Origin of the sequence: Psychrobacter sp. R86515 (assembly GCF_042466315.1) — a bacterium.
Classification (GTDB): Bacteria; Pseudomonadota; Gammaproteobacteria; order Pseudomonadales; family Moraxellaceae; genus Psychrobacter.
This window is the reverse complement of record NZ_JAXHCC010000001.1, coordinates 1,176,877-1,197,539: the sequence shown is the minus strand read 5'-3', so window position 1 is coordinate 1,197,539 and position 20,663 is coordinate 1,176,877. Positions and strand designations below refer to the sequence as shown.

The window sequence follows — 20,663 nt, the reverse complement described above, 5'->3', positions numbered from 1 at the left end:
CTTACTTGCTAATTCAAACGAGAGACAATAGAAAGCAGATAAGCTTAGTGCGCAGAAGACGCTGTGTCATCTTTACCACGCATTTTGCCAATAGTAGTAACAATAGCAACCACAATAACGCCAACAATCAGTCCGACCAATCCATTTAACAATGACGCGGTTAACCCTTCAAATACCCCAGTAAGATGGGCAATGTCTTCTACACTGTGATGCAAAAAGCCGATACCGTGAACGATAATACCGCCGCCCACCAAGAACATCGCAATCGTGCCCGCTATAGATAAAAACTTCATAAGCTTTGGCGCAGCTGCAAGCATAAACTCGCCAAACTTGCGCTTACTATCACCTGCTTGTGAGTTTTCAATCAAATGCAGACCCGCATCATCAATCTTTACGATGCCTGCAACTAAGCCGTAAATACCGACGGTCACGACAGCAGCCACTATCGAAAGTACGATGCCTTTTTGGACAATATCGCCACCAGCTGCTGTAATTGCGCCTAAAGAGATAACAATAATCTCAGCTGATAAGATAAAGTCTGTACGTATGGCACCTTTGATTTTGTCCTTTTCAAACGCGACCAAATCTACCGACTCATCTGCGTTGGCTTTTAAACGAGCATTTTGCTCTTCATCATGAGGCAACAACTTCGGCCAAAACTTGTGAATGACCTTCTCAGCCCCTTCATAACTCAGGTATAACCCTCCGATCATCAATAGCGGAGTAATCAACCACGGTATAAAATAACTGATCAATAGCGCCGCTGGTACTAAAATCACTTTGTTCACGGCAGAGCCTTTGGCAACTGCCCAAATGACGGGGAGCTCACGATTTGGCTTAACCCCTGTGACCTGCTCGGCATTGAGTGCTAAATCATCACCAACTAAGCCCGCGGTTTTTTTGGCGGCAACTTTGGTCATGACGCTCACGTCATCCATTAAGACGCTGATGTCATCGAGTAAGGTTAATAAACTGGCACCTGCCATGTGTGCTCCTTAAAGCAAATTTGTTAAAGTAAGTCGTTCTCAAATAGTTTATACAACGCATTTTATATAGATTTTTATAAAAACAATGCGATTAGCCTTAGACTACAAGTTCAAGCAACTATGTTAAATAGCACAAATGTATCTTGTTTTTTGAATTTATGTTGATAGCTATTCTTTAAAGTTGGCTTTATTGATACTTCTTGGCTGCCTTCCGTTCGCTATTATTTGGCGTAAATATGGTAATATGAAGGCTATTACTACCTATCTTTTATTATCAATAAGTTATAAAAACTTCTTCAATGTTAGACCTTTAAAACACTGCCAAGACACATTACTATATAGAAAAGTTTATAGCGCTTTTTATAACGAACTCATGATTAGGCGCGACGCCTATAGGAAACCCGTATGCCGTTCCCCACTATCAAAAATACCACCTTGCGTAATCCTCTTTCTCGTACCGTTCTATCTCGTTTTATGATGAGTGCGCTGCTGGTTGGTATCGCTGCTGGCTGCTCAAACAATGCCGCTGATGCAACCAGCAATACCAGTGTTGTAAACGCTGCACAGACAAAATCCAATGCTACTAAGCCTTCAGCTGGTAATGATACAACCGTGGTGAAGGCGTTACAGGCGAACCTAAAAAGCTCTGGTATCGAGGAAACTATCGTTTCAGCTGTACCGACAGATATGGATGGTATTTATTGGGTGACCGCTGAAGGTCTACCTTCTTTCTTTACTGATAAAGCTGGCAAGCATATTATTCAAGGTCAGATCATCGCTGTGGGTGATGCCGATCCAGTCGATATCAGTGCTGCATTGGTTGCTACGACAGCACAAGAAGCGCTAAAAGCCGTCGATAAAAAAGACATGGTGATTTATCCAGCGAAAGGCGAAACTAAAGCCGTCATCTATGCCTTTACCGATGCAGACTGTGGCTACTGTCGCAAACTACATTCAGAAATGGATGATATCAATGCGCGCGGTATCGAGGTTCGTTATCTGGCATGGCCACGTAGTCAAGAGTCTGTACCAAAGATGGAAGCTATCTGGTGTAGTCAGGATCGTAAAGCTGCGATGGATCAAGCAAAAATCGGTGCTAACGTACAAGCCCCTAGCTGTGCCAACCCTGTACAAGAACATATGGCTCTAGGCTCAAGACTTGGCGTGCGCGGTACGCCTGCGGTGTTTACCGAGACAGGACAACAAGTAGGTGGCTACTTGCCTGCAGCAGAATTGGCACAAGCAGTAGGCGCTAACTAATAATATGAGTTATCAGTATTAGTCACTCATATTAGAGCGACTAATATGAGTAACCAAGCATAAATGACATATACATATGCCAAACAAGATTGAAGCTACTGCTTTTTTATAATCGTAAGCTGATATAACCTTGATGACGTTGTCTTTATAACATTGGCTTTTATGACGTCAACCTTCAGAATATTGGCTTTTATGAGATTGTATAGACGTCACAATGCCTTGTCGGTATGATACGATAAAGCGCGATGCAAAATGAGCAACACCCTTTTTATTTGAGCTTTTTTTATTCAACTATGATGAAGTAGATAGGCAGGCAGCACTAAACAATGCGCACAGATATTCTGTTTGATGTCGCAGACTTATTTGATGCTGTTACCGCTTATCCTGACTTCATTGTATTTAACCTCTTGAGGATACTGTGAGTAATTCCATCAAACTAGCGATACTTGGTCTGGGCACCGTCGGAACGGGCGTGATCAATCTGATCAATGACAATTTAAATGAGCTAAAACGCCGTAGCGGACGCGACATTATTATTACCGAAGTCGGTACACGTCGTCAGCGTGATGATATTGATGCCGATATCATGCAAAACAGCGATCTGATGGCAATTGCCGCAAGCGACAACGTCGATATTGTTATCGAAGTGATTGGTGGTACCACCTTAGCTAAAGACGTCATTATGCAGGCCATTAAAAACGGCAAGCATGTGGTTACGGCAAACAAGGCTCTACTCGCTGAGCACGGTAATGAGATTTTTGCTTTCGCTGAAGAAAACAATGTACACGTTGCTTATGAAGCAGCGGTTGCAGGCGGTATTCCAATTATCAAGGTAATGCGTGAAGCACTGGCTGCCAACAAAATCGACTGGCTCGCGGGTATCATAAACGGTACTGGCAACTTTATCATGACCGAAATGCGCGATAAGGGTCGTCCTTTTGCTGACGTATTGAGCGAAGCGCAAGAGTTAGGTTACGCAGAAGCAGATCCTACTTTTGATGTTGAAGGTATTGATGCTGCTCATAAATTGGCGCTACTCGCCTCTATCGCTTTTGGTATCCCGCTACAGTTTGATAAAGTTTACTGTGAAGGTATTACTGGTATTACCCTGCAAGACGTGAACTATGCCGAAGAGCTTGGCTACCGTATCAAGCATTTAGGGTTTGCAGTACGCCGTGATAGCGAAAACGATGGTGACGCAGGGGTTGAACTACGCGTACACCCGACACTTATTCCACAAGATGCGCTATTGGCGAACGTCAATGGTGTGAAAAACGCAGTACTGGTCAACTCACATCCACTTGGCCAGACGCTCTATTGCGGCGATGGTGCTGGTGCTGGTGCAACTGCTTCTGCAGTGATGGCCGATGTCATGGATTTGGTTCGTGTACTGGGTAGCAAAGACCGCGACGATCAGAGCAACACTGGACATCATGTCCCGCATTTAGCATTTATCCCTGACCAGCTATCAGACACGCCTATATTGCGTGCCGATCAGATGGTAACTGGCTATTATTTGCGTGTGCATGCTTATGATAGCCCAGGCGTACTAGCAGATATCACGCGCATCCTAAGTGATGCCGGTATCAATATCGATGCAATCTTACAAAAGCCTGCGCATAAAGTAGGTCAAGTGCCGGTGATTATTCTGACGCTACCTGTGGTCGAGAGTCAGATGAATCTCGCTATCGAAAAAATTGAAAAGTTAGAGACCATTACTGATAAAGTAGTACGCATACGATTGGATGAGCTAGCATAAACCACATACTGAAGAAGACAGATGCTTATAATATAAGCAAAAGCTAGCCAATCGGCATCTGATTTCTTGGTAGATACTTAATCAAAACGCACAACAAGGAATAATAACGATGTCAAATGATGCAATTGTAATCCTAAACGGCGCACGTACACCAATGGGTGGCTTTCAAGGCGCACTAAAAGACATGAGTGCTACCGAGCTGGGCGCCGCCGCTATCAAAGCTGCTGTCGAACGCTCAGGTGTTAGCGCTGACAGTGTCGATGAAGTCATTATGGGTTGTATCTTGACGGCAGGTCTAGGTCAAGGCCCTGCCCGTCAAGCCATGCGTAAAGCAGGTCTACCGGATGCGACTGGTGCTGTCACAATCAATAAACTTTGTGGTTCAGGCCTAAAAGCAGTCATGCAAGCGCATGATGGTATCAAGGCAGGCAGCTTCAACGTCGCTGTTGCAGGTGGCATGGAGTCAATGACCAATGCACCGTATATCATGCCAGGTTCACGTGGCGGCTATCGTATGGGTCACAAAGAAGTCAAAGACCATATGTTCTTAGATGGCCTAGAAGATGCTGATACTGGTAAGCTAATGGGTATGTTTGCTCAAGAAATGGCCGATGAAAAAGGCTATACACGTGAGCAAATGGATGAGTTTGCTATTGAGTCATTGAACCGTGCGCTGACTGCTATCAAAGACAACCACTTTAAAGATGAGATCGAGCCTGTTACGTTTGCAACGCGCAAAGGCGAGCAAACTGTTGATACCGATGAGCAACCTGCCCTTGCTAATGCTGATCGCATTCCTACTTTACGTCCAGCATTTGCTAAAGATGGTACGATTACTGCCGCAAACGCCAGCTCAATCTCAGACGGTGCTGCAGCCGTCGTAGTAATGAAAGAGTCACAAGCGAAAGCTGAAGGTCTTGATTATCAAGCTCGTATCGTTGCTACTGCGTCAAACTCACGTCACCCAAGCGAATTTACCATCGCGCCAATCGGTGCCATTGAAAAAGTACTATCAAGTGCTGGCTGGTCAGTAGATGACGTAGATCTATGGGAAATTAACGAAGCCTTTGCAATGGTTACTATGGCTGCGATGGACGAGCTGAAACTTGATCATGCTAAAGTAAATATCGAAGGCGGTGCATGTGCCCTTGGCCATCCAGTAGGCTGTTCAGGTGCTCGTATTCTGATTACGCTTATCAACTCTCTAAAACGTACTGGTGGCAAAAAAGGTATCGCAACGCTATGTATCGGTGGTGGTGAAGCGGTAGCTGTTGCTATTGAACTTGCTTAAATAAAGCAGGTCTAACTGACTTAAAGTAAGTTAGCTAAATAATACTTAGATAATTATTGTTTATTGGGAAACCGCATTGCTAATGGTAATGCGGTTTTTTGTGTCTGTTTTCTTTCGATGAATGTTGAATATTACTGTGTGTAAAGACTCGTTAACTTCTACCCCCTCCTATGTTATGCCACTTACAGCCTATTACACGCAATTACTGCAAGCGCACACTTTGCTACCTTGCTCATATATCTCATCAAAAATCACGGTGTTAGGATAGCTACAAGTTGATAGGGAAGCTATTCATTTTCTTCACTGTTAACTGTAATAAATATGGTTTTACTAAAAATTAATAACAACATCAACCATTACATTATAAAAAATAAACTCGCAAAAAAGGAATATAACAATGAGTCAACTAATCCGTTTAAAAGATATTCAAGCTACTCATCAAGATTTGATTGGTGATGACTATTATGACCCAACGCACAAAACTGCTTATGGCATTAATGAAGAGAAAATCGGTAAAATCGAAGGCGCTCTAGTCGAAGACACTACTGGTCGTATCCGCTACTTAATCGTAGACGCAGGTGGTTGGTTTAGTTCAAAAGAAGTACTAGTACCAGCAGGTCTAGCACGTATCGTTGGTGATGACGTCTTCTTTGATAGCTTGACCAAAACACAAGTAGAAGCCATGGAAGTATACGATCACGATTACCAGTACAGCTATAAAGAGCAGTATGAAAGAGATCGTCAAGCGTTTACCGCCGATACACTCCCTGTAGAAGATCGCGTTGATATTGCAGACCACTCTTACGATGCACCAAATACACTAGAGCTATTAGAAGAGCGTCTGACAGTCAACAAAGACCGTATCGTTGCTGGTCTAGTAAAAGTGGGTAAGCATGTCGTCACTGAAGAGCGTAATGTCGATGTAGATCTAGAAGAAGAACATGCCAATATTCAACGTACCAGCGTAGATCGTCCAACAGACTGTCGAATCGGCGATCTCGATGCTACTGAAACAGTTGAAGTCGAACTACAAGCTGAACGTGCTCGTGTCAGCAAAGAAACCTATGTTTCTGAAGAAGTAAACGTGGGCAAGACGACTGATCATCACACTGAAACTTTGATTGAGACTATTCAACGTGAAGAGCTAGATGTTGATGGCGACGGCAACGTAGTAGACCGTGAAGGTAACTTAGTAGATCGTGATGGTATCACAGCAGAAGATGTGCGCCGTGCTCGCGGCATGTAATATGCTAATAAGTCATAGTTTAACGACGTAAGTTTCCTATATCGTTAGTTAAATATGATAGTAATAATTAGCTAAACTCATATGTTTAGCCATTAAGATCAGAGCATGTCTCTGGTCTTTTTTGTATTCATAACATGAGCTAATGGTTTATAGTATTCAATGTAGCTAGTTAATATATGTGGTTGATTAACATATAACGTTTGAAATTATTAGAAATTCATCATTTTATAATTATAAAGGAATAATAATGACTACTGAAAATGGAAACAGCCTTTACCAAGATAACTTAGATAAAGAACAAAATATCTCAACGAAGCAGACGAATAATACTGTTAATGTTGGACACTTAGAGCTATTAGAAGAACGTCCTGTGATTAACAAAGAACGCTTGGATGTGGGTAAAGTGACCGTCACCAAGCATTCACGTACTAAGACTGTCGAAGTGCCAATTGAGTTAGTAGAAGAATATATCACCATTCGTACTGAGTACCATGACGCAGAGAGCCAAGACTTACTCTCTGGTAATTACGATGACAAAGACATATTGCGCCACGTCGAGCCTTCTTTAGATAGCAAAGCTGTAGTGACCATTAATGGTAAACAAATCGAGATTGGCGATGAGCCGATTGATATTGTGCTATCTCGCCAAGTGGCTACTATTACCAAAGACACCTACGCTATTCAAAACATCGAAATCAATAAGAGCACCCATGTACATACTGACAGCATTCAAGTAGAGCTCAAGCATGAAGAGTTAGATGTGACTGAAGAAGGTCTATTGGCTCATGGTTCTGATCCAACTCCGTTAAAATAAGCGCTGATAGTTTAGCCACTACGAAATTGTATGATTGATAAAGATTATTTCACAACATGAAAAAGCAACGCTATCTTAGCGTTGCTTTTTTAATGATTATTACCTGCTAAGTATTGCAGACCAACTATGAGGCTTCATTACACTCAAATGTATTAACATTTGACTCATCTGCACCAGCAGTACGCATGACGCCAGTTTTACGAGCTTCGTGCCCTACGCGCCATTGTGTAAAGCCTTGACCACCATCAATTGCGGTCGCCACTTCAAACACTTCAGGATTACTACCTTCATTGGTTTGGTTCAACGTTACTGTACCCATGTCAGTTGCGACAACAACTTGATTGGCATCTTCTTTATAAGTCGCCTCAACTTTTAGTTCAGGTGTACATAGATACGACATCTGCATCACGCCGCTGTTTACTGAAGCGGTGGTATCACCTTCTACTTCGTTAAGTGAAGCATCTTCAGTATCGACGACGACATCGCTAGGTTCAGCAGGCTCCGCTGACATTGGAACGGACTCTTCTGTATTAGCACCGTCTTCCATTCCCGACTCTGGCTCTGCCTGTTGCTGACAAGCACTGACCGTCAAGGCGCTAGCCAACAAACTTATTAAAACTACTGAGCTGCGTACTTTTTTTAAGAATTCTACACTCATGACACTCTCCCAAATAAATATGTTAAACACTATAGCGTGTCCATAAATTCACGCCTATGCTGAATTTGTAAGTAATCAATACAAAGTGTTTGTTGGACTTAGTCTAGCAAGTTTTAAGTGTGCATAAGTTATCTAACAGATATAAAAAAACCCCTATCTACTTAAGATAAGGGCTTTTTCAGATAAAGGCTCTCTTTAATAGCAGTTCAATACATAGCTATTAACTTGCTATGATTAACGACTAGATTTTACCATGACACTGCTTGTACTTAAGACCTGAGCCACAAGGACACGCTGCATTACGACTGATATTCATACCTGCATATGGGTTTGGTTCATTAGCATTACTACCGTTACCTGCTATAGCAGCACCAACACCAGCTGCGGCAGCTCCACTGTTTAGAGTGCGGCTTTGTGGTTGCGGCTGAGCAGTTGAACCACTCGCATTGCTATCCAAGTTATCTACATCGTCATGCTCAAACTGCATTTGCATATGGGCAGCGTTCTCACGTTGCTGAATTTCTAATGCTTCCAGCTCTTCCTTGGTTGGGATATGCACACGTGACAAGTCTTGTACGGTCTCAGACTTAATCGCACCAAGCATCATCTGGAATAATTCAAACGACTCACGCTTGTATTCCTGCTCAGGGTTCTTCTGTGCATAACCACGTAAATGAATCCCTTTACGTAGCTGATCCATTTGCGTTAAGTGCTCTTTCCAATGCTTATCTAGACTCTGTAGCATGAAATGACGCTCAAGCTGAGCGGCGTCCTTTTCACCCATCTGCTCACGGCGACTATGATAACGATCTATCGCTGTTTGAACGATTTTCTCACGCAGCCCTTCTTCATCCAGACGACGATCCTCATCTAACCAATCATTAATCGGCATTGAGATTTTGAATTCGTCTTCTAACTCGTCTTCTAAGCCGTCAATATTCCACTGATCATCAATAGAGCCAGGCGGAATAAACTGATTTATCATCGCGTTATACACTTCATGATGCATCACTTCGATGGCTTCTAATAAGTCCATCTCTGCTAATAAATCATCACGCTGACCATAGATAACTTTACGCTGCTCATTGGCAACATCATCGTATTTCAATAGGTTTTTACGGGCATCAAAATCGCGACTCTCAACTTTGCCTTGCGCATTTTCGATCGATTTAGAGACCATTTTATGTTCGATGGCTTCGTCTTCTTTGAGACCCATCGCACGCATCATATTGACCACACGATCGCCTGCGAAGATACGCATCAGATCATCTTCGAGCGATAAGAAAAAGCGTGACATGCCAGGGTCACCCTGACGACCAGCACGACCACGTAGCTGGTTATCGATACGACGTGACTCATGGCGCTCAGAGCCGATGATATGTAAACCACCAGCTGCTACAACTTGGTCATGTTTGACTTGCCACTGAGACTTTAGACGCTGCATCTCCTCTGGACTAACCGCATCGATATCTTCGATAAACGACTGCCAGTTACCACCAAGGATAATATCCGTACCACGGCCCGCCATGTTGGTGGCGATTGTGACTGATTTTGGGCTACCTGCCTGTGCAATAATTTCTGCTTCACGCTCATGCTGCTTGGCGTTTAAGACGTTATGCTTAACGCCTTCTTGGTCAAGCAAGTAAGACAACTCTTCACTAGCCTCGATCGTCGCTGTACCAACCAGTACTGGCGCGCCTTTGGCTTGAATTTCTTTAATTTCGCGAATGATGCCTTTGTATTTGCCTAACTTAGTTAAGAAAATCTGGTCATCCATATCGATACGAGCAATCGGCTCATGCGTTGGAATCACGATGACATCTAGATCATAAGTAGATTTGAACTCGGCAGCTTCAGTATCAGCGGTACCCGTCATACCAGATAACTTGTCGTATAAACGGAAGTAGTTCTGGAATGTCGTGGTGGCAAGCGTTTGGTTCTCTGCTTGGATCTCAACGTTCTCTTTCGCCTCGACTGCTTGATGCAAGCCTTCTGACCAGCGACGACCAGGCATGGTACGGCCTGTATTTTCATCAACGATGACCACTTCGCCTTCATCCACGATATAGTGAACGTTTTTGACAAATACGTGATGCGCACGGATGGCAGCTTGAACGTGAGCCAAAAGTGGCAAACGACTTGGGCTATATAAGCTTTCGTTTTCACCCAGCTCGCCCACTTCGATTAAGAAGCGCTCGATTTTTTCATAGCCTTTTTCACTGATCTCAATCTGGCGATTCTTTTCATCAATCCAGAAGTCTTCTTCTTCATTGTTCTTGTTTGCTTCTTCATCTTTTGAACGAATCAGCACAGGAATAATCGTATTAATCAGCGCGTACATGCGTGAAGAATCTTCAGCTTGACCCGAAATGATAAGCGGCGTACGAGCTTCATCAATCAAGATTGAATCAATTTCATCGATAATACAAAAGTTTAGCGGGCGCTGTTTTTTCTCAGCAAGACTAAACACCATGTTATCGCGCAGATAATCGAAGCCGTATTCGTTATTGGTACCATAGGTAATGTCAGCTTGATAAGCTTCGATTTTTTCTTGTGGTGGCTGCTGTGAGTAAATCACACCAACAGTCATACCCAAAAACCCAAACAACGGACGGTTTAGCTCAGCATCACGGGCGGCCAAATAATCGTTGACCGTGACCAGATGAACCCCTTTACCGCTGATCGCATTTAGGTACATGGCCAAGGTTCCCATTAGGGTTTTACCTTCACCAGTTTTCATCTCAGCGATTTTACCTTCGTGCAAGGTGATACCACCGATCAGCTGCACGTCATAGTGACGCATGCCGTTGACACGTAATGATGCTTCGCGGCAGACAGCAAATGCTTCTGGCAATAACGCATCTAAGCTTTCGCCTTTTTGATGTCTGGCTTTAAATTCTTCAGTTTTTTGTTGTAGTTGCTCATCAGACAGGGCTTGTATTTCAGCCTCTCGTGCGTTGATCTTGCTGACCACTTTACGCATGCGTTTTAATTCGCGGTCATTTTTAGTGCCAACCACACTGCCTATAATCTTTGATAACATAATTTTTTGACCTATGGAATATTCGATAATTAGTGCGCATTAGCCAAAGCTTAGCTCTCTGCCTTGTCATCACCCGACTAAGTACTACCTAATTTAGTATCGCCCAATTAAGTGTGCCGTCATTATATATGGTTATGACGCTGATGGATACAAGGGCAGCGAGTAGATATTTGCCACAGTAAAAACCTAGTAGGACGTGTTAAAATAGCGAATACCTTCTTAAATTTCTTAGCTTTTTCAGCGACTTTATTTGTTTGTCGCGGTTTGATTTTTATACGTTTGCTACCACTGCATCTTGGCTCAAAATTTGTCGTGGAGCCATTTATCTACAAGTGACTAGCTTCTTAATAAAGCCAAAGCTATCTATCAAATTCGTACATAAGACAAATAACCCTTTAGTATCTCTATCACAAAATACTTATTAACACTCATTAAAGCACTATAAGAGACTCTGCATGACCGTAAAACCATCTGTACAAAATCAGTCGTCAACGCCTAATTCATCAGAAAAACCCTTATCAAAACAAGAGACCTCTGACTGCTTAAGTATAGGCGATACCGTCTATAACCTAGCAGACCATACACCGATGATGGTGCAATATCTAACCATGAAAGCCAACTATCCACAAGCATTGCTCTTGTACCGGATGGGTGACTTTTACGAGCTGTTCTTTGATGATGCTAAGCGGGCGGCGCAAATATTAGATATCACATTGACGCACCGTGGTACGGATAAAGCAGGCAATACGATAGCTATGGCGGGTGTACCGTTTCATGCAGCCGATAGCTATATGGCACGCTTAATCGCTGCCGGTCAGACAGTAGTCGTATGCGAACAAATTGACGAGTCAACAACTGGCAATGCTAGTGACAAGGCCAACGTCCCTGCAATGGGCGACAAGCAAAAGAAAGACAAAAGTAAATCTGCTGCTGGTAGCATCATGCGCCGTGAAGTGGTTAAAACGCTTACCGCAGGTACTATTACTGATGATGCGTTAATTGCACCTAATCATACGCCGACTGTGGTCGCCATCGATATTGCGACTATGAAAACGCAAGACAATAGCCAGACGTTACAAGCAGCCGTTAGCCAGATGGATTTGGCTGCGGGTACACTGACTACCCAGACATTGATAGCAGATAAAAACGATATAGATGGTCTGCAAACTCAAATGCTTACTGTATTAGCACGTTTTGCGCCTAGTGAGTGCATCATTAGTGAAGCACTCAGCGATAGTATTGGTGGCAGCATTGGAAGCAATGATTCAGAGTGGCTACTGTGGTTACGACAAAATCTGGACTGCCCTATTATAGAAGTCGCTGCCAATGACTTTCATCGTGAGCATGCCAGTGACACGCTTTGTCAGCAGTTCGAGGTTCAGCGTCTCGATGGGTTGGGCATTGCTGAGGCTCCACTTGCGCAAACCAGCTGCGCTGCACTTATCCACTATGCGCGTCAAACTCAGCAACGCCACGTGCCACAAGTGAACCAACTCATCGTCGAGTACAGCGATGACTACCTAATTATCGATGCTAACAGCCAACAAAACCTCGAGCTATTTACCCCTGCTAGTAGCAATGGCACTTCTTTGATATCTGTGCTGAATCATTGTCAGACCCCGATGGGCAAGCGTTTACTCGTGCAGCAAATGAAGCGTCCACTGCGTCAGCATTCACGTATCAATATGCGTCTAGATGCGATAACCTGTTTGCTAAGCCCAGAGAGTGACTCAATTGAGTCAAAACAAGATATAAAAGATAGCTTACTGGTTACACGTTTACGAGAAACGCTGAAGACTATTGGCGATATTGAACGAATCAGCAGTCGAATCGGGTTAATGAGTGCCAAACCCCGTGACTTGCGCAAGCTTGCCGATGGTATCGATAGTAGCGCCCAGCTTACTACCTTATTGACAGCATCAGGCATCAGTCATGAAAACGCTGGCCTGTTACCAATGCTGATGCAGCAATTGCCAGATCAACTACCTGCTGTTCAATCCGTCACCGAATTAATCGAACGCGCTATTGTCATTGAACCACCTGCGCATATCCGCGATGGAGGAATGCTAGCAGCGGGCTTTGATGAAGAGTTTGATCGTCTTACCCACTTGCATGACAATATTCAGGTAACGCTAGACGAGATGGTAGAGCGCGCACGTCAAGACAACCAATTACCGAGTCTAAAAGTTGGCTTTAATAAAGTTAGCGGCTTCTATTTTGAATTGCCCAAAATGCAGGCGAATAATGCCCCTGCCCACTTTATCCGTCGGCAAACGCTTAAAAGCAGTGAGCGCTTTATCACTGATGAGCTAAAGGAAGTCGAGACAGAATATCTAAGTGCCCAGTCCTTAGCGTTGGCTCGTGAAAAACAGCTATATCAAGAGCTCTTAAATCAATTAAACCAACACTTGGCTGACCTACAACAGCTTAGCGCGGCTATCGCCCAATTAGATGTGCTAAGCAATTGGGCCCAGCTTGCCATGACGTATAACTGGCAGCGCCCAATCATGGGGCTACATACAAAAGACCAAAACGAATCGGTGGCCAAAAATCAAACCAACATTGATATTCGTCAAGGTCGTCACGTCGTGGTCGAAGCGGCATTAAATCAAACGAACGCGAACAGCAGGAACGGTAATTCATCAAGTACAAACCAATTTGTCGCCAATGACTGTGCACTAGGTAGCGCCAATGCTGATGAAGGACACCCTGAAAGATTACTTCTGATTACTGGCCCTAATATGGGTGGAAAATCTACCTATATGCGCCAGACTGCCCTGATTGTACTGCTCGCGCATTGCGGCAGCTTTGTGCCAGCTGAGCATGCGCATATCGGTGATATCGATCGCATATTTACCCGTATTGGTTCAGCTGATGACTTGGCTGGTGGCAAATCGACCTTTATGGTAGAGATGATTGAGACAGCCAATATCTTGAATCAAGCAACGAATAAATCACTGGTATTAATGGACGAAGTCGGACGCGGTACTGCCACTACTGACGGTTTGGCCATTGCCCATGCCTGTGTCAATCGCCTAGTCGAGATTGGCTGCCTGACATTATTTGCCACTCATTATTTTGAGCTGACGCAATTGGCTGAAGGCTTGCCAGAGAGTGGCAAAACTCATCATGCCGATATCCGTAACGTTCATGTAGCAGCCAGTGAAGTCGATGGTCAATTATTGTTATTGCATCAAATTAAAGATGGCGCAGCGAGTTCTAGCTTTGGGCTGCATGTCGCAAAAATGGCTGGTATTCCCACCCAAGTGCTAGAGGATGCTAAGCGCTATTTAGCAGACAACTTACAGTCAGACCATTTAACCGTAGATAAAGCAAAAACTATTGATGATAAAAATGAATTAGCTAAGTCAGTAAAGGATAAACGGGAAGATAGTTATAATGATGCTACTCTCAATCAAGAAGTAAGTCATACTACTCAAGCGGCAGACACATTGAACAATCCAAAACAAAATCAGCTATTTAGCTTGCAAGATGAGCTGAGCATAATTGACCCTGATAGTCTGACACCTAAGCAAGCGCATGATTTACTTTATCATCTTAAGAAAATCATTAGTCATTAAAGGGAATTGTCAAAGCGTAGTAAAGGCGCTAAAATACGCTTTATTTTCCAACTATTCTATGTAGCCCCTATAGTTGATTTAATTTAGAAGAATTACACTGCAGCTGAGCGCAGAGGTATAAATAATACTTCAGGCGAGGCTGATACAATAATTCTTTTGAAAGAGATTGACTATATCAGCCAATCCAATAACAGGTAGACCTCACTATGACCTTTGTCGTTACAGATAACTGCATTCTTTGCAAATACACCGACTGTGTAGAAGTCTGTCCTGTGGACTGCTTTTATGAAGGCCCAAACTTTCTCGTCATCGACCCTGATGAGTGTATCGACTGCGCATTATGCGAACCTGAGTGTCCCGCCAATGCTATCTTCTCAGAAGATGAAGTGCCGAAAGACCAAGAGATGTTTACTCAGCTAAATGAAGAGCTGGCACAAAAATGGCCGAATATCACCGAGATGAAAGGGCAAATGCCAGAAGCTGAGAAATGGGATGGCGTGGAAGGTAAGATTCAGTATTTAGAGAGATAGCATCCTTCTCGAAGTACCAAGATATTATAATAATAAAAAATCACCTAGTGGCAATATGCTGTTAGGTGGTTTTTTATTGCTTAGAAGATAAATATTATACTAGCCAAACACACTACAGATTAGCATTGTGGCTACAAGAATTGGGTAGATATATTGCTTCTATATTACTACTACAACTCCAAGAACCTGCACTGGTACGCAACCATTTTATTTTTTTCCCAACTAGTTTTGGATTCACCTGTGTCGAGACAGTAGCTGTGATACCAGTCGTCAATACCAGCGGATTAGTAATTTGCGCTACTCCCATATTATTGGGTAGTACAACTCCTACCTGTGAACCACCTATTATTAGATTAGAGGCGGTGGCACGTGGGTCACAGTCATTAGTATTTAACCCAATATTAACTCTGCCAGTTTGCAAACATTCTTCTACGGTTAGTCGTAGCTGACCTAACTCATTAATCACTCTTGTCGCTTGGGTTTTGCCCACGTAGATTTGATATTGGGGAATAGCAATAGCGGCGAGTATGCCAATAATTGCCACCACAATCATCAGCTCAATCAAAGTGAATCCAGATTGACTCAGTAAGTGACGTTTTTGAGTCTTTTTAATAATAGTCATAACATTTACATCGAATTATCATAGTTAACATAACGATGCATACTGCATGCCATTATTCATTTGAATATAGTAAGTTATAAACTAAGCTTTTCAATCGATTGATAGTAGTATTTATCTAATCTTGGCATATCATCAGTATGTACTTGTTGATTCTGGTCAAAGAAATTAGCTTCTGAGAGCTTTTGACTATTAGGACATAAAAAATTACATAGCATAATATTTTGCAAGTTTGCCCCATTATTCCTATTAATCACATAAGCAGAATCTCCAAATACTTCATACCAATTTTTAAAGATAGTCTGGGTATAACCATGCTCTTTTATAGGTATACCTACTACATTTGCCATAATATATTTACTAGTATTCTTAAACCTAGTTAAGGATTCAAGCGTATACAAGTTACTGGCCACATATCGACCTTGGAACGCATCAATCAGCATAAAGTCGTATTTAACATCTCTATAGCGAGTCAAATAACCGCGAGCATCATCACCTACAAAACTAATATTTTTTGCGATTGGCGCTTTTAAAAAATGAGTCTCAATAATTTTCGGTAGATCTTTATCAATATCGATAACAGTAAGCGACATATCAGGATTGTGGTAAGCAACTTCGCTAGGCGTTCCCATGCCAGCCCCCCCCAAAAATACTAGATTCTTAGGTGACGTTTGTTTTATACCTTCGACTGTCATTTCACCATACCAGTGACAATTTTTTTTAGTAGCGTATACCCAGCAGCTACTCGTTGATTTTATAGGATTATCAGAAATAGTGACCGCTGGCCGACCCTTATAGTCAATATACTCAACAAACCAAGCGCCTGTTGCCGTTTGATAACCCGTATCTACTTTATCGAAAGAGATGAACACAATAGTAATAAGAAATGCCAGGGTAGCTATAATATAGTTCTTAGAAGCAGCATTATCTTTAGTAGGAACTGAACCTCTCACTTGAATTGCCAGTTTTGTACATAACCAAGTACTGATAGCTAGCGACGCTACAAAGAGTGTCAAACTACTTCTAAGGCCAATATATGGTAACAAGAAAATCGGGGTCAGAGTTGAGCCTAATACACTACCAACGGTAGTAATAGCAACCATCATCCCAGCATTTTTACCGGCATCGATACTTTCTTGATTATTGAATTGTAAGGTCAAGAACTGCGTAATTAGCGGAATAGACATCGAACCAAAAGCAAGCCCAACACCATAGAGTAATCCCACCCCTATTGCAGCAGTGATTGGACTATCCGTATTTAAAGTAATAATTTCTAATAAAGGTAGTTGAATAACACATGCTATGGCGTGAGAAAAAGCAGACAAAGACAACACGTATCCCGCCTTTAGTAAGGCTTGTTCAGGCGTATAGATAGATCGAGACAACCTACCCCCTACCCAATAGCCCATAGCTATGGCTATCAATACCATTGCTAATATGACACCAGTTATCGATATTGAAGAGCCAATATAGGTTGCTGAGATTCTAATAGCATAAATTTCTATACCCAAACCTGCGAAGCCTTCAAGTAGGGCAATAGTAAGACATATAGCTATTATTTTCTTTTGCATAATGATTACTCAAAGCAAATATTTAATTTATTGACTGAGGTTTCATTTCAATAAACTATAAATATTATGAATTTAGGTGACAAGAAGATTATCTACAAACTATAACCACTACAAGGTTGATTATTTGTTTAGTATTTTATCCAACTCATAAAACTCTTCTAAGCTCACATAAACTTGTTTTTTCAGTTGGTTCTTGACCTCATGGTTTGGAGAACTGGCGCCACGATACAAAGCAAGAATACCACCATGACTATCAACGTATATGTCCGTATTTACACCAGGGAAAAATCCCGACTTATTATACAAGGTAAAGTCATGTCCGCTCATTTGGTATGGTAATAGTGCATAACCATAGCATCCATCAATTTGATTGATAGCACATGGCGCATCTGCTCGTGACAAAATATTGAGAGGCTTTTCTTTTAACATCTCACGAGTAAGCATTACCATAGATTTTGCTGAACCTGATAATCCACCTACTGCTGATAATGAATCTTTAAAATCAAAGTGAGTATAATAATTTTTTCCATAAAAATTTTCATAACGATAATCATAAATAATTTCATCACTTAAAAATGCATCATCAACAAACTTTATATCTCTATTATTAAGCTGATATATGTCTTCTGCAGCCTCACGAAAAGTAGTGCCCGTAATTACTTCTACTACTGCTCCTAATAAGCAATAGCCTACATTAGAGTATTGAAACTGTGTATTAGGATCAAAATCAAGCATGGTTTCAGAAAGAACTGCTAAATTAGTAGGACACCAAGGTTTGACATCCATCGTCAGCATGGGTGTATAAGTCTTCAGTCTATCGAAGCCAGCGCTATGCTGTAATAGCATGCTGATAGTAATGTCATTGACGCGTTTGTCTTTTGGTTCTGGAATATCGATAATGTCTAGGATTTTTTGATCTAAGCTTAGCTGACTTTCATTGATTAAATTAAGTATAATCGCTGAGGTAACCACCTTTGACACACTGGCATAACGAAAACGGCTGTCTACTGTCAGTGGTTTATCTCCGCGAAAACCATCCTCCCATCCACTTTCACAATGTAATATTTTTTCATTATTATCTTGATAAAATATTTGATTATGCATCGACTTTTGCTGAATTATAAGGTTATCCATAAGGGCTAGCATAAAAGTTGGAACTTTATCAGAACATCGGATACTTGACTTAATGAAAGGCACTTGTATCTTATAAAGGAACCGATTAAGGATTAAATGCTGCGCGGTATACAGGTAAGTACCACCAAATATAATAGCTAAGCAAACCATAATAAGAATAATATTTGTAAGGGCAGTTTTTTTACTCATAGCCTTTATTATCATATGTTAATAATATTAAATACCTACAGATACTTAATAAAAAAAGAGAAGGCTCGGCCTTCTCTTCTTTACTTCAATTCTATCAGACTTGATATTTTTCAAATAGTTTTATTCTGCTGCTGGGCAACCACTAGATGCAAACTTATCTGCTACACTAGTTTCACACGTCCATGTACCTTCTGGTGTACGAGTCCATACAACAGTACTATCAGTTAGTATCTGAGCGGCGCTTTGACCGAATGTACCGGTAATCGTAGCATCATCTGTAGCATCCGCTGGATAGCCAATAACCAAGCCATCTTGTCCAGTATCAGCAGCAGTAGACTCAGCAGCTGCATCAGTAGCTGCTAACAAGTTACTTTGTGTCCAGCCAATGTTACAGTCAGCTGCGGCTTTGCCATCTAAAAGACATGTTTCAATTGCAGTTTTTACAGCGCCAGTTTCACTTACGACGCGGCTTACCTGTGACTTAGCGATATAGTTCTGATACTGAGGAATAGCGATCGCAGCTAGAATACCGATAATAGCAACAACGATCATTAGTTCGATTAAGGTAAAACCTTTTTGAGCAGTTTTCATAAACATTCCTTATGGGAGTAGTACGAAGACAGATTCCTGATAGTCATCAAAATTTATCTGTCGATGATATAGCAAAATTGTTTCTTACTAATATTGCTGCATGTTGTGTGCCAAATTAACGAATAAAGCTATTAGTATAGATTTTTGATTGAGAAACAATGAAATTTGCTATAAGAAAATGACAATCGCTGTTTTATGTACTTAAATTGTCCAACAATGTTACGCTTAAGCTGCTAAAAATTGTCAGTTTGACACTAAGGGTAATAAAAAGTAAGAAAGGCTGACGATTTTTGTCAGCCTTTCTTACTTTAGTGACTATTTATTTATTCCAGTCGTCTCCAGTACTACAGACGCTACCCTTGCACTTAATACCCTGATAATTAAAAGTTAGAGTACCATCGCTACTCATCTGAGTATTAGCTTTAGGCACTGCAGTAATTACCCATTTAGCAGTTAATGGGTTCGGCGTGATGGCAACAGCATAAAGGGCTGTGCCTTGCTTAGGATAATCACCACCTAACCCTGTAAGAAGGGCATTACTATAAGCACCCTGTGCCAATTTGCGACTTTGAATTTCAGAAGCAATGTTATACATCTCACTCATCATATCAGTACGTTTAGTTTTAATAACGTATCTTTGATAATTAGGATACGCAATGGCTGCAAGCACACCTATGATAGCTACTACTATCACTACTTCAATGAGAGTAAAGCCTTTAATATTATTGCGTCTATTGCTCAATTTAACGTTGTTTATATTTGTGATCATAGTATTCGCTTTCTTATTGCAGTCATGATGCATGAAACTATTAGTTAGTTTTTTGATAGGACTACCAACTTTCTTGACCAGTACCACAATTAGTAGATGCTGCAGTAATAGTTTTATCTTTGCTCTTGCATTGTGTGCCAGTGCTACTGGTCATAATAACGCTAGCATGTTCAGTAATACCCGTACTCTTAGGTATAGCTACCATACGCCATGAACTACCTGCAGTAGAATATCCAGTCGCTGCGGGTGCTAGCGTATTACCTGTGTTGCCATCCACTAGAGTAATCAAGTAGCTATAGTTTGTATTATTACTACCTCTCGGGACATAGATAGTCTTGTTATCGGTTGCGTCATAGCCATAACTTATATCACCATTACTTGCGAGCTTTCTAGGTACAAAGCCTTTATAAGTTAAAGCGCTAGCTCGCCAACGATTAAGCTCTATTGCCAATTGTTGCATAGTTGCTTGAGCTTGTGACTCAGCGTTTCTCACAGCGTACTGTCTATAAGAAGGTATCGCAATCGCTGCCAAAATAGCAACGATAAAAACGACAACCATAAGCTCAATAAGTGTAAATCCTGTCTGATTTTTGAGCATTTGTCTGTTCATAAGTTCGCCCTA

The 20,663-nt window shown here is 41.8% G+C and carries 16 protein-coding genes; 7 read left to right on the top strand and 9 right to left on the bottom strand.

From position 1 onward, the window contains the following. Positions 1–44: 44 nt before the first annotated feature. Positions 45–986, bottom strand: a complete 942-nt coding sequence (locus SJY28_RS05090; RefSeq protein ID WP_379543687.1) for a DUF808 domain-containing protein — start codon at positions 984–986, stop codon at positions 45–47. A 405-nt stretch (positions 987–1,391) separates the two neighbouring features. Between SJY28_RS05090 and SJY28_RS05085 the strand changes: the two genes are divergently transcribed. The 5 genes from SJY28_RS05085 (at position 1,392) to SJY28_RS05065 (ending at position 7,356) form a co-directional block, all read left to right on the top strand. Continuing rightward, complete coding sequence (locus tag SJY28_RS05085) at positions 1,392–2,246, top strand: DsbC family protein (protein ID WP_379543686.1); 855 nt, start codon at positions 1,392–1,394, stop codon at positions 2,244–2,246. Between the two features lie 418 nt (positions 2,247–2,664). Then, positions 2,665–4,005 carry a homoserine dehydrogenase gene (locus SJY28_RS05080; RefSeq protein WP_379543685.1) on the top strand — a complete coding sequence of 447 codons (1,341 nt, stop codon included), beginning with the start codon at positions 2,665–2,667 and terminating at the stop codon, positions 4,003–4,005. Between the two features lie 109 nt (positions 4,006–4,114). Next, on the top strand, positions 4,115–5,296 hold the full coding sequence (locus SJY28_RS05075) for a thiolase family protein (RefSeq protein ID WP_057758226.1): 1,182 nt from the start codon (positions 4,115–4,117) through the stop codon (positions 5,294–5,296). Positions 5,297–5,693: 397 nt separating this feature from the next. Further along, the gene (locus tag SJY28_RS05070; RefSeq protein WP_379543684.1) at positions 5,694–6,542 is read left to right on the top strand and encodes a DUF2382 domain-containing protein; all 849 of its coding nucleotides are present in this window, start codon (positions 5,694–5,696) and stop codon (positions 6,540–6,542) included. Positions 6,543–6,789: 247 nt separating this feature from the next. Beyond that, positions 6,790–7,356, top strand: a complete 567-nt coding sequence (locus tag SJY28_RS05065) for a YsnF/AvaK domain-containing protein (RefSeq protein ID WP_379543683.1) — start codon at positions 6,790–6,792, stop codon at positions 7,354–7,356. A gap of 124 nt (positions 7,357–7,480) precedes the next feature. Here the strand turns inward: SJY28_RS05065 and SJY28_RS05060 are convergent, their stop codons facing one another. Both SJY28_RS05060 and secA read right to left on the bottom strand, forming a co-directional pair. Then, positions 7,481–8,014, bottom strand: a complete 534-nt coding sequence (locus SJY28_RS05060) for a hypothetical protein (RefSeq protein ID WP_379543682.1) — start codon at positions 8,012–8,014, stop codon at positions 7,481–7,483. Positions 8,015–8,255: 241 nt separating this feature from the next. Beyond that, positions 8,256–11,057, bottom strand: a complete 2,802-nt coding sequence (secA, locus tag SJY28_RS05055) for a preprotein translocase subunit SecA (RefSeq protein ID WP_379543681.1) — start codon at positions 11,055–11,057, stop codon at positions 8,256–8,258. Between the two features lie 455 nt (positions 11,058–11,512). On the opposite strand from secA, the gene mutS reads away from it, so the two are divergent. Together mutS and fdxA are read left to right on the top strand one after the other, a co-directional pair. Continuing rightward, the gene (gene mutS / locus SJY28_RS05050; protein ID WP_379543680.1) at positions 11,513–14,638 is read left to right on the top strand and encodes a DNA mismatch repair protein MutS; all 3,126 of its coding nucleotides are present in this window, start codon (positions 11,513–11,515) and stop codon (positions 14,636–14,638) included. Between the two features lie 206 nt (positions 14,639–14,844). Further along, positions 14,845–15,168 carry a ferredoxin FdxA gene (gene fdxA, locus SJY28_RS05045; protein WP_101205516.1) on the top strand — a complete coding sequence of 108 codons (324 nt, stop codon included), beginning with the start codon at positions 14,845–14,847 and terminating at the stop codon, positions 15,166–15,168. A gap of 112 nt (positions 15,169–15,280) precedes the next feature. Here fdxA and SJY28_RS05040 read toward each other — a convergent pair whose 3' ends face one another. From SJY28_RS05040 to SJY28_RS05015, 6 genes are all read right to left on the bottom strand, one after another. Then, a complete protein-coding gene (locus SJY28_RS05040) occupies positions 15,281–15,790 on the bottom strand; it encodes a pilin (RefSeq protein WP_379543679.1) in 510 nt (169 codons plus the stop codon). A gap of 74 nt (positions 15,791–15,864) precedes the next feature. After that, positions 15,865–17,358 (bottom strand): fused MFS/spermidine synthase, encoded by a 1,494-nt coding sequence (locus SJY28_RS05035; protein ID WP_379543678.1) that lies wholly within the window; start codon positions 17,356–17,358, stop codon positions 15,865–15,867. 120 nt (positions 17,359–17,478) lie between these two features. Beyond that, on the bottom strand, positions 17,479–18,681 hold the full coding sequence (locus SJY28_RS05030) for a serine hydrolase domain-containing protein (RefSeq protein WP_379543677.1): 1,203 nt from the start codon (positions 18,679–18,681) through the stop codon (positions 17,479–17,481). 120 nt (positions 18,682–18,801) lie between these two features. Next, entirely contained in the window at positions 18,802–19,272 is a 471-nt protein-coding gene (locus SJY28_RS05025) for a pilin (protein ID WP_379543676.1), read from the bottom strand. Between the two features lie 319 nt (positions 19,273–19,591). After that, complete coding sequence (locus tag SJY28_RS05020; RefSeq protein WP_379543675.1) at positions 19,592–20,041, bottom strand: type IV pilin protein; 450 nt, start codon at positions 20,039–20,041, stop codon at positions 19,592–19,594. Between the two features lie 61 nt (positions 20,042–20,102). Further along, positions 20,103–20,651, bottom strand: a complete 549-nt coding sequence (locus tag SJY28_RS05015; protein ID WP_379543674.1) for a type IV pilin protein — start codon at positions 20,649–20,651, stop codon at positions 20,103–20,105. Between the last annotated feature and the right edge of the window lie 12 nt (positions 20,652–20,663).